The sequence below is a fragment of the uncultured Schumannella sp. genome (genome assembly GCF_905479755.1).
Lineage (GTDB): Bacteria > Actinomycetota > Actinomycetes > Actinomycetales > Microbacteriaceae > DCRR01.
Map to the genome: position 1 here is coordinate 158,811 of NZ_CAJQNT010000010.1, position 14,610 is coordinate 173,420.

Genomic DNA, 14,610 nt, shown 5'->3' on the forward strand with positions numbered 1-14,610 from the left:
ATGGCGCACCGGGCGCTCTCGCGCGTCCTGCTCGTTGACGAGCACGATCGCGTGCTCATGTTCCTGCAGTACGGCAAGACGCGGGACGTCCCGCCGCGCTGGATCACCCCCGGCGGGGGAGTGGACCCGGGGGAGACGCACGACGACGCCGCGAAGCGCGAGGTCTACGAAGAGACCGGGCTGCGCCTGAAGACGGTCGGGGCCCCGTTCCTCGACGAGGATTTCGACCCCGATCAGCGCTGGCATCCGTACCAGACCGGTCATTGGGCCTGGTATCTGGAGCGGGTCACCGAGTTCGAGCCGTCCCGCGAGGAGTGGACCGACGAGGAGCGCGTCGACATCGTCGAGTGGCGCTGGATCCCGCTGGCGGAACTCGACGGCGGCGAAGTCGACGGGTTCGAGCTGGAGCCCGCCCGTCTGGCGGATCTCGTGCGCACGGGGCTCGCGCGACTCGCTGGCTGACGGGGGCGCCTTCGTTATGTCAGCTACGACGGTGGAATCTCGGAGCACCGTGACACCGGGATTGCTCACACCGTCCGCCTGACGCGGCACCGGGGCGCTCCGAGCGCCCTCGTGTGCGCCGACAGCGGCATCGACGGGTCCCGCTCGTCATTGTTGGCGCCCGAATCGCCGTCGCTGCGCTGCGCAACCCGGACACCACCAGGCGACAAGCCGCGCCTGACCCGTGCAGATGGGCCCCGTTCGGCCCCTGTGGCTCGCATCCGATAATCTTCATTATGTCAGTTCGAGCCAGCCCCGCGATACCCCCTGAGTCTCGGGACGCGCCGCGCACGGCTGCGACTCGTGTGCGTGTGCCAGTTACCGTGGAGTCGATGACGCACGGCGGATCGGGACAGGGCTCGTCGCCACTGATGCGAGTGGCGCGGGCCTTCGTGCTGGCAACGTTCGTTTCGCTGGCGCTCGCCTTCGTGGTCGGGGGCGCCGTACACCATGCGAGTTCGCCGTCGGCACCGTCGACCACGATCCTTGAGGTCGGGGCACCAGGCCCTATTGCCGCATCCCCCGATCCGGCCACGGCCGTTTGGGAGAGCCCGATCGCATCAGGAGGGCTCGAGTCCCTCCTGATCGCCGGCTGTGTGTTCATCATCATCTGCTGCGCCATGCTCGTGGCCAGACGATCGTTCTCGCAGATCGTGTCAGCGCGTCTCGCGCGGCCCCGCACGACGTCGGTTCCCCGATCGCCGAGGATCTCGCAATCGAGGCCGGCCATCTCGCTCCTCGCCCTCTCCATCAGCCGGACGTGACGCTCCGGCGCCTTTCGCTACCGATTCGGGAATAGCGAAGCGCCGAGCCTCCTACCAACGTTCGAGCCCGCCCATCCAACGTGGGCGCTGAAGCCGTGGAGACGCATCCTTGAGTAACAGCAGGGTCAGGCACAATGACGCCCGCGCCGGAACGCACGCGAAGGGGTCAAGCAGCATTCGGGCCCGGAGATCGTGGAGCCGAGCCCTCCAGATCGCGCTACGCGCGACCTGCGTGGCCTCCTTCCTTCTGGCTGCCGTCCTCGGGCCAGGTACAGCGTCCGCTCGCGCGGACAACCACTATCCCTCCTGGGACGACGTGCGGGCAGCGCAGTCGGCCGAGGCGTCGACGAAGACCCTGATCACAAGCATCCAGGCACAGCTCGCCGGGCTGCGAGAGGAAGCGACGCGCACACAGCAGATCGCGGCCGAGCAGGGCGCCCGCTGGTCGAGTGCGCAAGAGGCCGCAGATGAGCAGGCTTTTGTCGCGGAGGGGCTGCGGGCCCAGGCCGACGCCGCGGCCGCGGAGATGTCTACCGCGCGAACTCAGATCGCCGCTCTCATCAGGACCACACAGCGATCCGGCGGCCTTGATCTGACCGCCACGTTGCTGTTCTCTTCCCCGGACCCCGAATCGCTGCTCTACGGGCTCGGTCTCGTCGCGAAACTGGTGGAGGCCAACTCCCAGCTCTACGATCGCGCTGCCCAGCTGATGAACACGGCCAGGGCACTCGAGGATCAGGCCGTCGTCGCGCAAACCGAGCTCGAGAAGCTTCAGGATGAGGCGCTCGCTGCGTTCGAGGCCGCTCAAGCGGCGGCCCTGGAGGCGGAAGCCATCCTCATCGAGCAGGAGGAGAACGAAGCCAGGCTGACCGCGCAGCTCGCGGTGTTGAGCGAGAACCGCCGGGCTACCGAGGCCGACTACAACAAGGGCATACAGGAGCGATGGGGTGCCGGCGCTGCGGGGATCGTAACCGCAAGCGGATGGGCTCTACCGGCGCGCGGGTACATCACGTCAGGTTTCGGCTGGCGACCGCCTCCGATCGCGGGGGCAAGCAGCTTCCACGGCGCGCTGGACATCTCCGGCGGCAACTACTGCGGAACCCCGATCTACGCGGCCGCCGGGGGCCGCGTGACCTATGCAGGCCCGAACGGCGGCCTGGGCAACTACATCCAGATCGACCACGGCAACGGGTATGTCACCGGCTACGCCCACCTACAGAACGGCGGAATCGGGGTGCGGATGGGCGAATCGGTAGGTCCGGGACAGAACATCGGAAATGCTGGTACGACGGGATTATCCACCGGCTGTCACCTTCATCTGATCCTCCGTCAGAACGGCACGCCGATCGACCCACTCTCCTTCCTGCGGAATCAAGGAGTGGTGTTCGGTTGATGCTTTCCGCGCTAGGGGTGACGAGTGTGGCTAAGCATCTGCTGGATCATCGCCCGCACGTGGTCATCCTGGAGTCGGTAGATCACATGCCGCCCATCGCGATCTCCGACCACGAGATTCAGGTGGCGGAGAATGCGCAAGTGATTGGATACCGACGCCTGTCCGAGCCCGAGTTCCTCGACGAGTTCACCGACAGTTGCCGGCTCGTCGAGCAGCCGGGCGAGGATACGCACCCGTGCCGGGGTGGCCAGCGCGCTCATAACCTCGGCGATGTGCTCGGCCTCGTCAGCGTCGAGTTGCATCACGCTCCTTCCCTCCCTCACGATAACGATTCCTAAGATCATATCATGCTGATATTTATCAGTAGTGATATGTTATGGGGATGACTAAGGCAGAACCCGTGGATGCAAGTACCAGCTCGCAGGACAGCGCCCGCACCGGCCGCCCCTGGGAGCTCTATTTCGCCATCGCGGCAGGCGTCACCTACGCCTCTGGCCTCATCGCCGAATATGCCGTGGGGGCGCCGGGGGCGGTGTACATCCCGCTGTTCCTCGCGACGTACTTCTTCGGCGGCTACTTCACAGTGATCGAAGCGTTCAGTGCCGTGCGACGCGGGCGCTTCGAGGTCGACTTCCTGATGATCGTCGCCGCAGTCGGTGCGGCGGCCGTCGGGCAGTTCGGCGAAGGTGCGGTGCTGCTGTTCCTGTTCAGCCTCGGCCACGCGCTCGAGGAGTACGCCATGTCTCGGGCAACGAAGTCGATCGAGGCGCTTGCGGCGCTCGCCCCTCGCACCGCGGCCGTGCGCGTCGGAGGAGTCGTCGAAGAACGCCCGGTGGAAGCCCTCGTGCTCGGTGACGTCGTGGTGGTACGACCGAACTCTCGAGTTCCCGCAGACGGATTCGTCAGCGTCGGTGACACCGCAATCGACCAGTCTGCGGTCACTGGCGAGTCCATCCCGGTGGAGAAGGCGGCGGTGCCGGATTCCACCGCCGCGCTCGCGCGCCCGGAAGGCGTCGCCCTCGAGTCGCGGGTGTTCGCCGGCACGGTGAACGGACCTGGCGCCTTCGACATGGTGGTCACCGCCGCAGCCAGCGACAGCACACTCGCACGGGTGGTCGCCCTGGTCCGGGAGGCCGACACTACCCAGTCCCCCACACAGCGGTTCATCGACAGGTTCCAGCGAATCTATGTCCCTGCGGTCATACTTGGCGTCCTCGCGGTTCTGGCGTTCGGTCTTGTCGTCCTCAGCGAACCTTTCGCCGACGCGTTCTATCGCGCGATGGTCGTGCTCGTCGCGGCGAGCCCGTGCGCCTTGGCGATCGCTACCCCTGCAGCAGTTCTGGCGGGGCTTGCCCGCTCGGCGCGGGCGGGGGTGCTCACCAAGGGCGGAGGCCCATTGGAGAATCTCGCGAAGGTGCGGGCGATCGCCTTCGACAAGACCGGGACGCTCACCTGGGGCCACCCGTCCGTCACGGACCTCGCTCCCGCTCCTGGGACGCGCGTCGACGAGCTGCGGGCGGTGGCAGTCGCGGTTGAGTCGCTCAGCGATCACCCGCTGGCGGGAGCGATCGTCCGCGACCTCTCGGCGCGCGTCGCCGCCGGCGACGCGCTGGTCGCCAAGGACCTCGAAGGCGTGACCGGCCGGGGAGTCCGCGCGATGATCGGAGGCGATGAGATCCTCGTCGGCAACCTCCGAATGATGACGGATGCCGGCCTCACGCTTCCGCCCGACGTCGCCGCGGATGTCGACCGTTTGCAGGGACTAGGCCGCACCACGATGGTCATTTCTCGCGGGGGCCGTTTTCTCGGCGTCATCGGGGTCATGGACCAGCCCCGACTGGAGTCGAGGGACACGCTCGAGGCCCTGCGCCGCGACGGAGTGAGCGAGCTCGTGATGATGTCGGGCGACAACCAGCAGGTGGCCACCGCCGTCGGGGAGGCCGTCGGGATCGACCGGGCTATGGGTGAGCTGCTCCCCGAGGATAAGGTCGCCGCCATCCGCGAGCTGGGAAGAGGCGGCCGACTGACGTGCATGGTCGGCGACGGCGTTAACGACGCCCCCGCGATGGCGAACGCGACCATCGGCATAGCGATGGGGGCGGCGGGTTCCACCGTCGCGCTCGAAACTGCGGACATCGCCCTGATGTCCGACGACCTGGGCCGAGTGCCGTTCATCCGCCGGCTCAGCCGGGCTACAGCACGCATCATCCGCCAGAACCTCATCGCGGCTCTGGCGATCGTCGCATTCCTCGTGCCCGCCAGCCTCATCGGACTCGAGATGGGACCTATCGTGCTCGTGCATGAGGGCTCGACGATCATCGTGGTGCTGAACGCTCTACGGCTGCTGCGCTTCGAGAAGGACGGCGAGCACCGTGGCATCGTCCACGAGGACCGCCCAGGGATGCCCGGCCCGAGTACGGGCAGCTAGCTCGAAGCCAGGGCCTCGTTCACCTAGGCCAGCCCGCCCTACAACGAGAGGACAGAAGGGAACTGCACGAGGATCGTGAGCACGATCACCGCGTAGTTGGCGAGCACCGCCACCCAAGCGAACGGGAAAATCTGCCGACCCACCCGCCGCGTGCGGTCCCCGAAAATGGTGCCGTGCTTGAGCCCCCAGGCGAGCAAGTACCACCACATCGGGATCGTGGCGGCCCAGACGACCATGCAGTACGGGCAGAGCACGCCGATGACGTAGACGCTCTGGGTGTAGAGCCAGGTGACGAAGACCCACGCCGAGAACACGCCGAGGGTGAACAGTCGCCAGTACCAGGAGCCGAACCGCGCGCCTGTAAGGAGGCCGGCCGCGACGGCAATCGGCGCGACGAAGCCGGCGACTCCCAGGAGCGGGTTGGGGAAGCCGAACAGCGATGCCTGCCATCTGTCGAACAGGGCACCGCAGGACACGAAGGGGCTGATGTCACAACTCAGAGCCGTGCCTGGGTTCTGCAGGCTCCGAATACGCTCGATGAGCAATGCCGCGGAGCCGATCCAGCCGATCGAGCCCGTAACAAGCAGGACGACCGCTAGCCCTAGCGCCGGCCGAGGACGCCGAGCATCGCTGGGTGTCATGGCCATATTCCTCCATCACTCGGTGCCGTCAGGTCTCAAGCCTACGGACGCTGTCCTTTCGACCCGCGTCGCGCTCCTCGCCCGACCTCGCACTCGACCGTGGAGAAGGCACAGTAGTATTATTTCGATGAGCCTTACACCCTCCCTTTGCTTGCAGGCCCCGCCGGGGCCTGCGGCGATGACGCGGCTCATCACGGTCGTTCTGGCGCTCATGATGATCGGTCTGGGCGTGATGGCTGCGCATCATGCCCAGACCGCTCAAAGCGCGCCCGGCCACGCGGTTGTGGTGGAGCTCAAGACCGCTCATCAGCCGGTGTCGGCAGAAGGTCACGCACCGCCCGACTTCATCGTCGGGGACATCGCTGTCGGGCTGGCCACGGGCTGCATCGTACTGATCGCCTGCTGTGCGCTGGGCCTGGCCCTCATGGCCGCGCGGGCGTGGCGGGCGGACCTGTTCAGAAGGCTCATCGCAGCCGCACGATCTCTTCCCGCGACCATCATCGACGCGGCACCGGGTGTCGCCGGCGTTCCACGACCCAGCCTGATCGCTCTCTCCATCAGCCGCACGTAGGCCCGAACCGGCACCAAAGCTTGCGGCGCTGTGCGCCCTTTGCTCGTGCCGTCGTTCTCTGCGCGCCCGCCCGCTTCCCGGCGCGCTCTACCTGATGTGTCCCATAAGCCTTGGAGAGAGCCCGAATGAACACCAACGTTAAAGTCGCCCTCGTCTTCTCCGGCGCGATAGTTCTCATCGTGATTGCCTTCATCGTCGTCGCGATCCTGCAAGCCCAACCGCCCAGTCCCGAAACAGAAGGCAGCCCCGCGCCCCCTGCCGCCTCTGCCATCCGAGAGGACAGCCACATTCTGGATGACGGTGGCGCCGGCGCCGTGACCGTGGTCGAGTTCCTCGACTTCGAGTGCGAGGCGTGCGGAGCCTTCTACCCGGTGGTGGAGGATCTGCGCGCAGAGTTCTCCGGGCAGATCACCTTCGCCATCCGCTACTTCCCGCTGCCCGGTCACTTCAACTCGAAGAACGCCGCGATAGCCGTGGAAGCCGCCTTTCAGCAGGGTCAGCTCGAGGCGATGTACAAGCGGATGTTCGAAACCCAGGCCGAGTGGGGTGAAGCGCAAGAGTCGCGGGCGGCGCTGTTCCGTCAGTTCGCCGAGGAGCTCGGTCTGGACCTAGCGGAGTACGACGCCGCTGTGGCCGATCCGGCCACAGCCGAGCGGGTGCAATCAGACTTCGATGATGGCGTGGCGCTCGGCGTCGGTTCCACCCCAACCTTCTTCGTCAACGACCGGATGGTACAGCTGACCTCGTTCGATGACCTTCGAGAGGCGATTGAAGCGGAACTAGGGCGTTGACGTCGCCGCTGGAGGACCTCCGGCTGAAGCGGGTAATCGTGGTGGGCGCCGGTCAGGCCGGGCTCGCGATGGGACACGCCTTGGCCCGCACCGGGCTGAAGCCACAGGTCGACTTCATGATCGTCGACGCCAGCGCCGCAGGCGATCGTGCGTGGATTCGACGATGGCACTCCCTCCGGCTGTTCACCCCGGCCAGGCATTCCTCGCTGCCCGGCATTCCCTTCCCTGGCCCCCGATCTCACTACCCGAGAACCGACGAAGTAGCCGACTATCTGGAGAACTACGCCGCCCAGCTCGGCCTCCTCCCCATGTGGAATACCAGGGTTCATGGCGTCCAGGTCGACCCGCACGGGCATCGGCTGACCCTCATAACGAACGTCGGCGAGGTCGAGGCCCGTAACGTCGTGGCCGCGACCGGCCCGTTCGCGGAGCCTCGGTTCCCCGAGTTCGCCGGCCGAGTCCGGGTGCCGGGACGGAATCTGCACAGCGACGACTACACCCATCCGAAGCAGCTTCCCGACGGATCGGTGCTGATCGTCGGCGCCGGCAACACCGGCCGTCAGATCGCTCGCGAGCTCTCGAGTTCCCACCAGGTGACGCTCGCCCGGTTCCCGCAGGCCGGCCTCTCAAGCGATCAAGGGGAAACGCGATCGTGAGGACGATGAGACGCCTTGGCATCCGTCTGTCGGCGCTACGTCCTCGTCGGGCGGGGCGTCATCGTGCCCAACCCGGCCGCGGTGGGAAGGCTGGCGCCCGTCGGTCGCTCGGAGCGCAGGTGATGAGCGCGGCGTCGTTCGGGTTCGTCTCCCTCTTGCTGCTCGCCGCGGCGCTGCCGGCCGCGAGCGGTCTTTCCGCGTCTGCCGTCGTGTCGGCGCCCGCCGCCGAGCTGCCCGCGCAGGCGTTCGTCAATCTCAGCGAAGCTTCGAACGGCCCCGTGTCCCGTGATGCCTACGGGGTCACGACCCGCGCCGAACTCCTCCGCCAGCAGTACACCCTGACCTACACGACCACATGGTCGGGTCCGATCCGATGGCCCTTCCCCACCCCCGTGCGGATCTCGTCCGACTTCGGATACCGTCCCCCACCCTGCAGCGGGTGTTCGAGCTACCACACCGCCGTCGACTTCGACCCTGGTGCCGGGCAGCCGATCTATGCCATCGCCGAAGGGGTGGTCAAGGAGTCCGTCGACGGGTACGGGTCGTGGGGGAACTACGTCGTCCTCGAGCACCGGATCAACGGGCAGACGGTGGTGAGCAGCTACGCGCACATGCAGCGCGGCTCGAGCCCGCTGGTAGCGGGCCAGGTGGTGAAGGTCGGGGAGTTCGTTGGGCTCGTCGGTGCTACCGGGCAGGTCACCGGCGCGCACTTGCATCTCGAAATCGACGTCGACGGCCAGAAGGTCGACCCGTTCGCCTGGCTCAGCGCGAACGCAGGATGAGTGAGCTCTGTCAGCGGTGAACGACGACTGGGTGAACATCCCCGATGCCCCGCCGGACATCGGGCAGTTCCTCGCCCCGAATCTGCAGCCGCTACCGCTCCTCCCCCTCATCGGCCTCATACTGGCGGGACTCTATCTGCTGGGTGCCATCCGACTCTGGGCGACCGGACGGCCCTGGTCGGTCGGCAGAACCATCACCTTCCTGCTCGGATGCCTGACTATCGTGCTCGTCACCGGCCTCGGGGTCGAGGGCTACGGCTACGTCATGCTCTCGGTGTTCATGTTCCAGCAGCTCACCCTGATGATGCTCGTCCCGGCGCTGCTGGTCCTGGGCTCCCCCGGCACGTTGCTTCTGCGTGCGACCCCGCATCGCGGGTGGGGCCGCATCGTTCTACGTGTCGCGTTCCACGGCCTCCGCAGCCGAGTCGCACGCTGGCTGTTGCACCCCGCCTTCACCGTCCCCCTGTTCCTGCTGTCCTTCTATGGGCTGTACCTCATGAATCTCGCCGACCCGATCCTCGCCCTTCCCTTCGGCCATCTCGGCCTGGAGCTCGGCTTCTTGGTCGCCGGAATGTTCTTCACGCTCCCCATCCTCAGCAACGACCCGCTTCCGATCAGGATGTCCTATCCCGCACGCGCCATCGACCTCACCGTCGAGGTTGCACTACACGCCTTCTTCGGCGTGTTCCTGATGATGAGCCCCTACCTCCTCCTCGACTCCTTCGCAAGCCCGCCGCCATCGCTGGGTGTCGATCCCCTTGCAGACCAAGGGATCGCGGGCGGTCTCGCCTGGTCATACGGCGAGGGCCCCAACGTTCTCATGCTGCTCTACATCCTTCAGCGATGGTTCCGCGACGACACATCCAAGGCAGCGGCGGCGGACATTCGGGCCTCTCGCTACGGCGACCCTGACCTCGATGCCTACAACGAGTATCTCGCGCAGCTCCACCGGCGCGAGGAGAAGCGTCCACCACGGGAGGCGCCGTAATGAGCGCACCCGGACCAGCCGAGAAGATCACGAGGAGAGTCCGCCAACGCCATGCTTCCCATCGAGAACTGGTGGCTCAACGCCCTGTGGTCGGTCTCGCCGACCATCCTGCTGGGTCTGGTGTTCTGGTTCATCATCCGAGTGATCGTTCGGGCCGATCGGGCCGAGCGCCGCGCCTATGCGCAGATCGAGGTCGAGGAGCGCACTCGCCGCGCTGCGGCTACACCTGAGTCCGCCGAAGCAGCTGAGAACGAGTAGCACGACCACTACGAGAAATATGGAGCCCCTGTGAACACGTACTCCCTCCGTCCCGCCGCCGCCATCGTGATCGCCGGCGCGGCGATCGCCCTGCTCGTCGCGGTCCCATCCCCGGCAGCTGCACATGACGGCCTCGTGTCCAGCTCGCCGGCCGCCGGCAGCACAGCGACGTCTGAGATCGAGACGGTCTCGTTGACCTTCAGCGATGAGCTGCTGGACATCGGGGACTCCAACGGGGCGTTCGCGATCCAGGTGGTAGGGCAGGACGATCTCTACTACAACCTCGACTGCGTGCAGCGGGACGGCCCAACGGCGTCAACGGCGGTGGCACTTGGGGAGTCGGGGACCTACGAGATTCGCTGGCAAGTGGCTTCCTCAGACGCTCACATCACCTCCGACACCTTCGATTTCGTCTATGAGAAGCCGACCGGCGCGGTCGCCGCCCCTGGCGCCACGAGTGCTCCGTGCGGAACTGGCAGCGAGGACGACAGCACCGCTGAGGAAGGTGCCTCCGGGGATGCGGATGAGAGCCGCACCGTGACCGGGCTCTGGGTCTTTGGCGGCGGACTCGTCGCCTTCCTGGTCGCCTCCGCGATCCTGGTCGCCGTGCTCGGGGCGCGGAGCCAGCGTCGCCGAGAGGCCAGCCGGGGGAAGCAACCCGAATGACACAACAACAGGCCCGCTATGGACGGTCATCATTCCACCGCACGGCGCTCGCCCCCGGCTTGCTGGCGGGCATCGTGGCGGTTGTGGGAGTCGCGCTCGTCGATAGCGACTCCTTCGTGATTATCCGGTACGTCCTCGCGATCATGGCGCTCGTCATCGCCTGGTTCACCTTCCAGGCGCGGCAATGGTGGTGGCTGCCGATTCTGTTGGCGATCGCCGTGGTCTGGAATCCGGTCGTCCCGTTCGAGTTCACAGGGCCGTGGTGGTTGGCCGGCCAGTACATCGCTGCGCTCGGGTTCATCATCATCGGCATCTTCGTCAAGGTGCCGACCTCGGCCGACGCCGAGCGCCCGCGCCGCGCATGGAAGTAGCTGAGATTCAGAACCCGAACCCGCCCGGCCGGATGGTCCACCGCCCAGTCCTTCTGCCGCTATGGGCCGCTCTGCCGGTTGCTGCGATGGCCGGCGTCGTCCTTGACGCCGGTTTCCCGGATCGCGACATCTGGCCCTTGGCATTCGTCGGCATCGGCCTCATCCTGGTCGCGCTTATCGGCCGCAGGGCTGCTAGTGCTCTGCTCGTCGGATTCGTCGGCGGCGGCTCGTTCTACCTGGCCCAGATTCAGTGGGCGTCGCTATTCCTCGGCCCTCTGCCGATGTCCGCGCTCGTGGTCCTGCAGGCTCTATTCTTCGCTCTCGGCTGCGTGACGATCACCCTCGCGTGGCGATGGGTGCCTCGGGCCTGGCCCGCCGGCCGGCTTCTGCTGCCGGCGGCCACGATCGCTGGACTCTGGACCCTCCGCGAGGCGATCTCGAGCACTTGGCCCTACGGGGGGTTCTCCTGGGGACGGGTCGCGATGTCCCAGTCGGACAGCCCGATCAAGGAACTGTTCCCGTGGGTTGGCATCGCCGGCGTGAGTTTCCTCATGGTCTTTCTCGTCGCGCTCATCATCGACGCCTTACGGCTATCCGCGGTGGACCCGTTGCGCCGCCTGTCAGCGCCCGTGATCGTCGCAACGATCCTGGTCGCGGTGCCGGGCTGGTCCCTCGAGCCCGTCGGCACGCTGCGGATCGCCGCCATCCAGGGCAACGGCCCCGCCGGGTACTTCGACGACCGCAGTCCCGGCGACCTCCTCGCCGCGCAGCTCGCCGCCACCCTCCCCATACTCGATCCCGACCTCGACGCCGTGCTTTGGCCGGAAGGCTCCACCGACCGCAGCCCACTCGAGGACATCTACACGGCGGCCGTCTTCGACCGGATCTCCGGTGAAGCGGATGCTCCGCTGGTCGGATGGGCGATTACCGAGCGGGGCGGGCTCACCTACAACACGCAGATCCTGTGGCAGGCCGGGCAGGGTGCGGTCGACCTCTACGACAAGAAGCGCCCCGTTCCCTTCGGCGAGTACGTGCCCGCCCGCGCCTTCTGGCGTCCCTTCGCCCCGGAGCTGATCGACCTGGTGCAACGCGACTACACACCGGGCACCACCGACCCCATCTTCGGCATCGGCGGCGTCCCGGTGGGCGTGAACATCTGCTTCGATATCGTCGAGGATCAGGTGCTCCGCGACTCGGTGCTGCAGGGCGCGCAGCTGATCGTCGCCGCCTCCAACAATGCGGACTTCGGCCGCACCGATCAGAGCGCGCAGCAGCTCGCGATCGCCCGAGTCCGCGCCCTCGAGCTCGGGCGCACCGTCGTCAACGTATCGACGGTTGGACTCACCGCCGTCATCGCCCCGGACGGCCGCATCGTGGAGCAGCTGCCCTGGCACACCGCGGGCAGCATCGTCAGCGACGTCGATCTTGTCGAAACTCTCACCCCGGCCTCCCTCATCGGTCAGAGGCTCGAGTGGCTGCTGGCCGGCCTCGGCGTGGGCGCCCTGCTCGCCGCACTTCCCTGGCGCCGCCCTTCCGCGACAGCGGCATCCGCCGCGATTGGAGCACCTGCCCATGGACGATGACACCGACCGCCTGGCTCCTTCCGTCGGCGGCCGAGCAATGGGCGGGAGCGCGGCCGCCACCGCTCGATTGAGGCTGGGAGCGGCCGCGCTGCTCATTTTCGCGGCAGGAATCGCCGCCGACCAACTCACGAAGTCGTGGGCGCTCTCAGCTTTGGCCGATGGCGCAGCGATCCCGCTTCTGCCTACCGTCAGCCTTCGTCTCGCATTCAATCCCGGTGTGGCCTTCGGCCTCGGGGCGAATCTCGGGCCGGTGGTCGCAATCGCAATCCTCGTCATCCTTCTCGCCCTCACGTCGTGGATCTCTTGGGCCATCGTGAGCGGCCGACCGCGGCGGCGTGTGCTACTGCTCGCCGCGGTAGCCGCAGGCGGCTGGGGAAACATGTACGACCGCGTGAGTCGAGCCGAGGGCCTGCCGCTATCCGGGACCGTTGTCGACTTCATCGCTGTGGACTGGTTCGCCATCTTCAACGTCGGCGACATTCTCACCGTCTGCGGCATGATCGCATGGGCGGCGACATCCCTATTCATTCGCGAGAAGACTGCCCGCAAGTAGCATCGCCACCCTGTTGGGCGTCAGGGCGGAGGAGTTGCGCGAGGTCTGACCGACGTCGAGCCCCGTGATGACAAAGACCTCGCGGCTATACAGCGATCACTGTATGGTCATTACATGCTGACCATAGCCTCGCGCATCGACGTGATGAACCGCCTCGGCCGCGCAATGGCCGATCCCACCCGCTCCCGCATCCTGCTCAGCCTGCTCGAACGCCCCGGATACCCGGCCGAGCTCTCCCGCGACCTCGAGCTGACCCGCTCGAACGTGTCGAACCATCTGGCGTGTCTGCGCGGCTGCGGGATCGTGGTCGCCACCCCGGAGGGGCGGCAGACCCGCTACGAAATCGCGGACCCGCACGTCACCCGCACCCTGTCCGCGCTGGTCGACACCGTGCTCGCCGTCGACGACGGCGTGGCCTGCACGGATGAGAACTGCGACGTGCCGCTGTGCTGCGGGGTGCCGGCATGAGCCGCGAGTGCTGTGGCCCCGAGGACGGTGTGGAGCCCCAGCGGCTCACCCTGACCCGCCGGGACGCGACCACCGCCGGTCCGGCCGGCCATGTCGACGAGCACGCCGCGGCCGACGCGCACGGTCACGACGCGCACGACCACGACGAGGACGACGAGCACGACCACGGTGGCGACAGCGACGAGCTGGTGCCGTGGTGGCGCGACCGGCACCTGCTCCTGCCGATCGCCTCCGGCCTGCTCCTCGCGGTCGGCTACGGCCTGGAATGGTCCGGGATCGAACTGCCGGCGACGATCGTCCTGGCCGGCAGCCTCCTCGCCGGCGCCGCCACCTTCGTCCCAGGCGCGATCAGGCGGCTGCTGCGCCGCCGCCTGGGCGTTGGCCTGCTCATGACGATCGCCGCCCTCGGCGCGGTGCTCCTGGGCCACGTCGGAGAAGCGGCCGCGCTGGCGTTCCTGTTCTCGATCGCCGAAGCCCTCGAGGACCGCGCGATGGACCGCGCCCGCTCCGGGCTGCGCGCGCTGCTGTCGCTGATCCCGGAGACCGCCACCCTCTCGCGGCTCTCCGGCGAGGTCACTATCCCCGCGAGCGAGCTTCGCGAGCTTGACATCCTCGTCATCCGCCCCGGCGACCGGGTTGCCACGGACGGGATCGTGGTCAGCGGGCGAAGCAGCATCGACACCTCCGCGATCACCGGAGAGTCAATCCCGCTCGAGGTCGGCCCCGGCGACACGGTGCCCGCCGGGTCGATCAACGGCACCGGCTCCCTGCAGCTCGAGGCCACCGCGGACGGCCGAGACAACTCGCTCACCAAGATCGTCGAGCTCGTCGAGCAGGCCAACGCCCGCAAGGGCGAGCGCGCCCGCCTCGCGCACCGGATCGCCAAGCCGCTCGTGCCGACCGTGCTGATCCTCGCCGGCCTGGTGGTCGTGTTCGGCTTCATCGTCGGTGACCCGCTCACCTGGACCGAACGCGCACTCGTGGTCCTGGTCGCCGCCTCGCCCTGCGCGCTGGCGATCGCCGTCCCGGTCACGGTCATCTCCGCGATCGGCGCCGCCAGCAGATTCGGCGTCGTCATCAAGTCCGGCGAGGCCTTCGAGCAGCTCGGCACCATCAAGCTCCTCGCCTTCGACAAGACCGGCACACTCACCCGCGGCCGCCCCGAGGTCGTCGCCGTCGAGACCGTCGACCCGGAC

General features: G+C 67.3%; 18 protein-coding genes. 16 read left to right on the forward strand and 2 right to left on the reverse strand.

Translation table 11 applies throughout. The features are described 5' to 3' along the window. From QZ258_RS03690 to QZ258_RS03700, 3 genes are all read left to right on the forward strand, one after another. Positions 1-462, forward strand: coding sequence for an NUDIX domain-containing protein (locus QZ258_RS03690; RefSeq protein WP_294179117.1), 462 nt, complete (start codon positions 1-3; stop codon positions 460-462). Between the two features lie 371 nt (positions 463-833). Continuing rightward, entirely contained in the window at positions 834-1,265 is a 432-nt protein-coding gene (locus QZ258_RS03695) for a hypothetical protein (protein WP_294179121.1), read from the forward strand. Between the two features lie 232 nt (positions 1,266-1,497). Further along, positions 1,498-2,658 carry a peptidoglycan DD-metalloendopeptidase family protein gene (locus QZ258_RS03700; RefSeq protein WP_294179123.1) on the forward strand — a complete coding sequence of 387 codons (1,161 nt, stop codon included), beginning with the start codon at positions 1,498-1,500 and terminating at the stop codon, positions 2,656-2,658. A gap of 11 nt (positions 2,659-2,669) precedes the next feature. Here QZ258_RS03700 and QZ258_RS03705 read toward each other — a convergent pair whose 3' ends face one another. Continuing rightward, complete coding sequence (locus QZ258_RS03705; RefSeq protein WP_294179125.1) at positions 2,670-2,960, reverse strand: helix-turn-helix transcriptional regulator; 291 nt, start codon at positions 2,958-2,960, stop codon at positions 2,670-2,672. Between the two features lie 80 nt (positions 2,961-3,040). On the opposite strand from QZ258_RS03705, the gene QZ258_RS03710 reads away from it, so the two are divergent. Then, positions 3,041-5,086 carry a heavy metal translocating P-type ATPase gene (locus QZ258_RS03710; RefSeq protein WP_294179126.1) on the forward strand — a complete coding sequence of 682 codons (2,046 nt, stop codon included), beginning with the start codon at positions 3,041-3,043 and terminating at the stop codon, positions 5,084-5,086. 38 nt (positions 5,087-5,124) lie between these two features. On the opposite strand, the gene QZ258_RS03715 is transcribed toward QZ258_RS03710, so the two are convergent. Next, complete coding sequence (locus QZ258_RS03715; protein WP_294179128.1) at positions 5,125-5,727, reverse strand: vitamin K epoxide reductase family protein; 603 nt, start codon at positions 5,725-5,727, stop codon at positions 5,125-5,127. Positions 5,728-5,905: 178 nt separating this feature from the next. On the opposite strand from QZ258_RS03715, the gene QZ258_RS03720 reads away from it, so the two are divergent. The 12 genes from QZ258_RS03720 to QZ258_RS03775 form a co-directional block, all read left to right on the forward strand. Beyond that, positions 5,906-6,298, forward strand: a complete 393-nt coding sequence (locus QZ258_RS03720) for a hypothetical protein (protein ID WP_294179129.1) — start codon at positions 5,906-5,908, stop codon at positions 6,296-6,298. A gap of 125 nt (positions 6,299-6,423) precedes the next feature. Then, positions 6,424-7,089, forward strand: coding sequence for a thioredoxin domain-containing protein (locus QZ258_RS03725; protein ID WP_294179131.1), 666 nt, complete (start codon positions 6,424-6,426; stop codon positions 7,087-7,089). Next, positions 7,086-7,745 carry an NAD(P)/FAD-dependent oxidoreductase gene (locus tag QZ258_RS03730; RefSeq protein WP_294179132.1) on the forward strand — a complete coding sequence of 220 codons (660 nt, stop codon included), beginning with the start codon at positions 7,086-7,088 and terminating at the stop codon, positions 7,743-7,745. Before QZ258_RS03725 ends, QZ258_RS03730 begins: the two co-directional genes overlap by 4 nt. Positions 7,746-7,867: 122 nt before the next feature. Then, entirely contained in the window at positions 7,868-8,527 is a 660-nt protein-coding gene (locus tag QZ258_RS03735; protein WP_294179133.1) for a M23 family metallopeptidase, read from the forward strand. Between the two features lie 37 nt (positions 8,528-8,564). After that, positions 8,565-9,515: a cytochrome c oxidase assembly protein gene (locus QZ258_RS03740; RefSeq protein WP_294179162.1), complete on the forward strand. Its 951-nt coding sequence runs from the start codon at positions 8,565-8,567 to the stop codon at positions 9,513-9,515. A 51-nt stretch (positions 9,516-9,566) separates the two neighbouring features. Then, complete coding sequence (locus QZ258_RS03745) at positions 9,567-9,773, forward strand: hypothetical protein (protein WP_363181953.1); 207 nt, start codon at positions 9,567-9,569, stop codon at positions 9,771-9,773. A 30-nt stretch (positions 9,774-9,803) separates the two neighbouring features. Further along, positions 9,804-10,439, forward strand: a complete 636-nt coding sequence (locus QZ258_RS03750) for a copper resistance CopC family protein (protein ID WP_294179135.1) — start codon at positions 9,804-9,806, stop codon at positions 10,437-10,439. Continuing rightward, positions 10,436-10,810 carry a DUF6804 family protein gene (locus QZ258_RS03755; RefSeq protein ID WP_294179137.1) on the forward strand — a complete coding sequence of 125 codons (375 nt, stop codon included), beginning with the start codon at positions 10,436-10,438 and terminating at the stop codon, positions 10,808-10,810. Before QZ258_RS03750 ends, QZ258_RS03755 begins: the two co-directional genes overlap by 4 nt. A gap of 86 nt (positions 10,811-10,896) precedes the next feature. Next, a complete protein-coding gene (gene lnt, locus QZ258_RS03760) occupies positions 10,897-12,393 on the forward strand; it encodes an apolipoprotein N-acyltransferase (RefSeq protein ID WP_294179139.1) in 1,497 nt (498 codons plus the stop codon). Then, complete coding sequence (locus QZ258_RS03765; RefSeq protein ID WP_294179140.1) at positions 12,383-12,946, forward strand: signal peptidase II; 564 nt, start codon at positions 12,383-12,385, stop codon at positions 12,944-12,946. Before lnt ends, QZ258_RS03765 begins: the two co-directional genes overlap by 11 nt. Before the next feature lie 114 nt (positions 12,947-13,060). Beyond that, positions 13,061-13,414, forward strand: a complete 354-nt coding sequence (locus QZ258_RS03770; RefSeq protein WP_294179142.1) for a helix-turn-helix transcriptional regulator — start codon at positions 13,061-13,063, stop codon at positions 13,412-13,414. Continuing rightward, positions 13,411-14,610 (forward strand): cation-translocating P-type ATPase (locus QZ258_RS03775; protein WP_294179143.1); only part of this gene is annotated, 1,200 nt, incomplete at its 3' end. The genes QZ258_RS03770 and QZ258_RS03775, both read left to right, overlap by 4 nt.

Coding starts and splice junctions, on each gene's coding strand:
- QZ258_RS03770 (WP_294179142.1), top strand. CDS start 13,061: ATGCTGACCATAGCCTCGCGCATCGACGTGATGAACCGCCTCGGCCGC.
- QZ258_RS03715 (WP_294179128.1), bottom strand. CDS start 5,727: ATGACACCCAGCGATGCTCGGCGTCCTCGGCCGGCGCTAGGGCTAGCG.
- QZ258_RS03735 (WP_294179133.1), top strand. CDS start 7,868: ATGAGCGCGGCGTCGTTCGGGTTCGTCTCCCTCTTGCTGCTCGCCGCG.
- QZ258_RS03725 (WP_294179131.1), top strand. CDS start 6,424: ATGAACACCAACGTTAAAGTCGCCCTCGTCTTCTCCGGCGCGATAGTT.
- QZ258_RS03710 (WP_294179126.1), top strand. CDS start 3,041: ATGACTAAGGCAGAACCCGTGGATGCAAGTACCAGCTCGCAGGACAGC.
- QZ258_RS03755 (WP_294179137.1), top strand. CDS start 10,436: ATGACACAACAACAGGCCCGCTATGGACGGTCATCATTCCACCGCACG.
- QZ258_RS03695 (WP_294179121.1), top strand. CDS start 834: ATGACGCACGGCGGATCGGGACAGGGCTCGTCGCCACTGATGCGAGTG.
- QZ258_RS03720 (WP_294179129.1), top strand. CDS start 5,906: ATGACGCGGCTCATCACGGTCGTTCTGGCGCTCATGATGATCGGTCTG.
- QZ258_RS03705 (WP_294179125.1), bottom strand. CDS start 2,960: ATGCAACTCGACGCTGACGAGGCCGAGCACATCGCCGAGGTTATGAGC.
- QZ258_RS03690 (WP_294179117.1), top strand. CDS start 1: ATGGCGCACCGGGCGCTCTCGCGCGTCCTGCTCGTTGACGAGCACGAT.
- QZ258_RS03765 (WP_294179140.1), top strand. CDS start 12,383: ATGGACGATGACACCGACCGCCTGGCTCCTTCCGTCGGCGGCCGAGCA.
- QZ258_RS03745 (WP_363181953.1), top strand. CDS start 9,567: ATGCTTCCCATCGAGAACTGGTGGCTCAACGCCCTGTGGTCGGTCTCG.
- lnt (WP_294179139.1), top strand. CDS start 10,897: ATGGCCGGCGTCGTCCTTGACGCCGGTTTCCCGGATCGCGACATCTGG.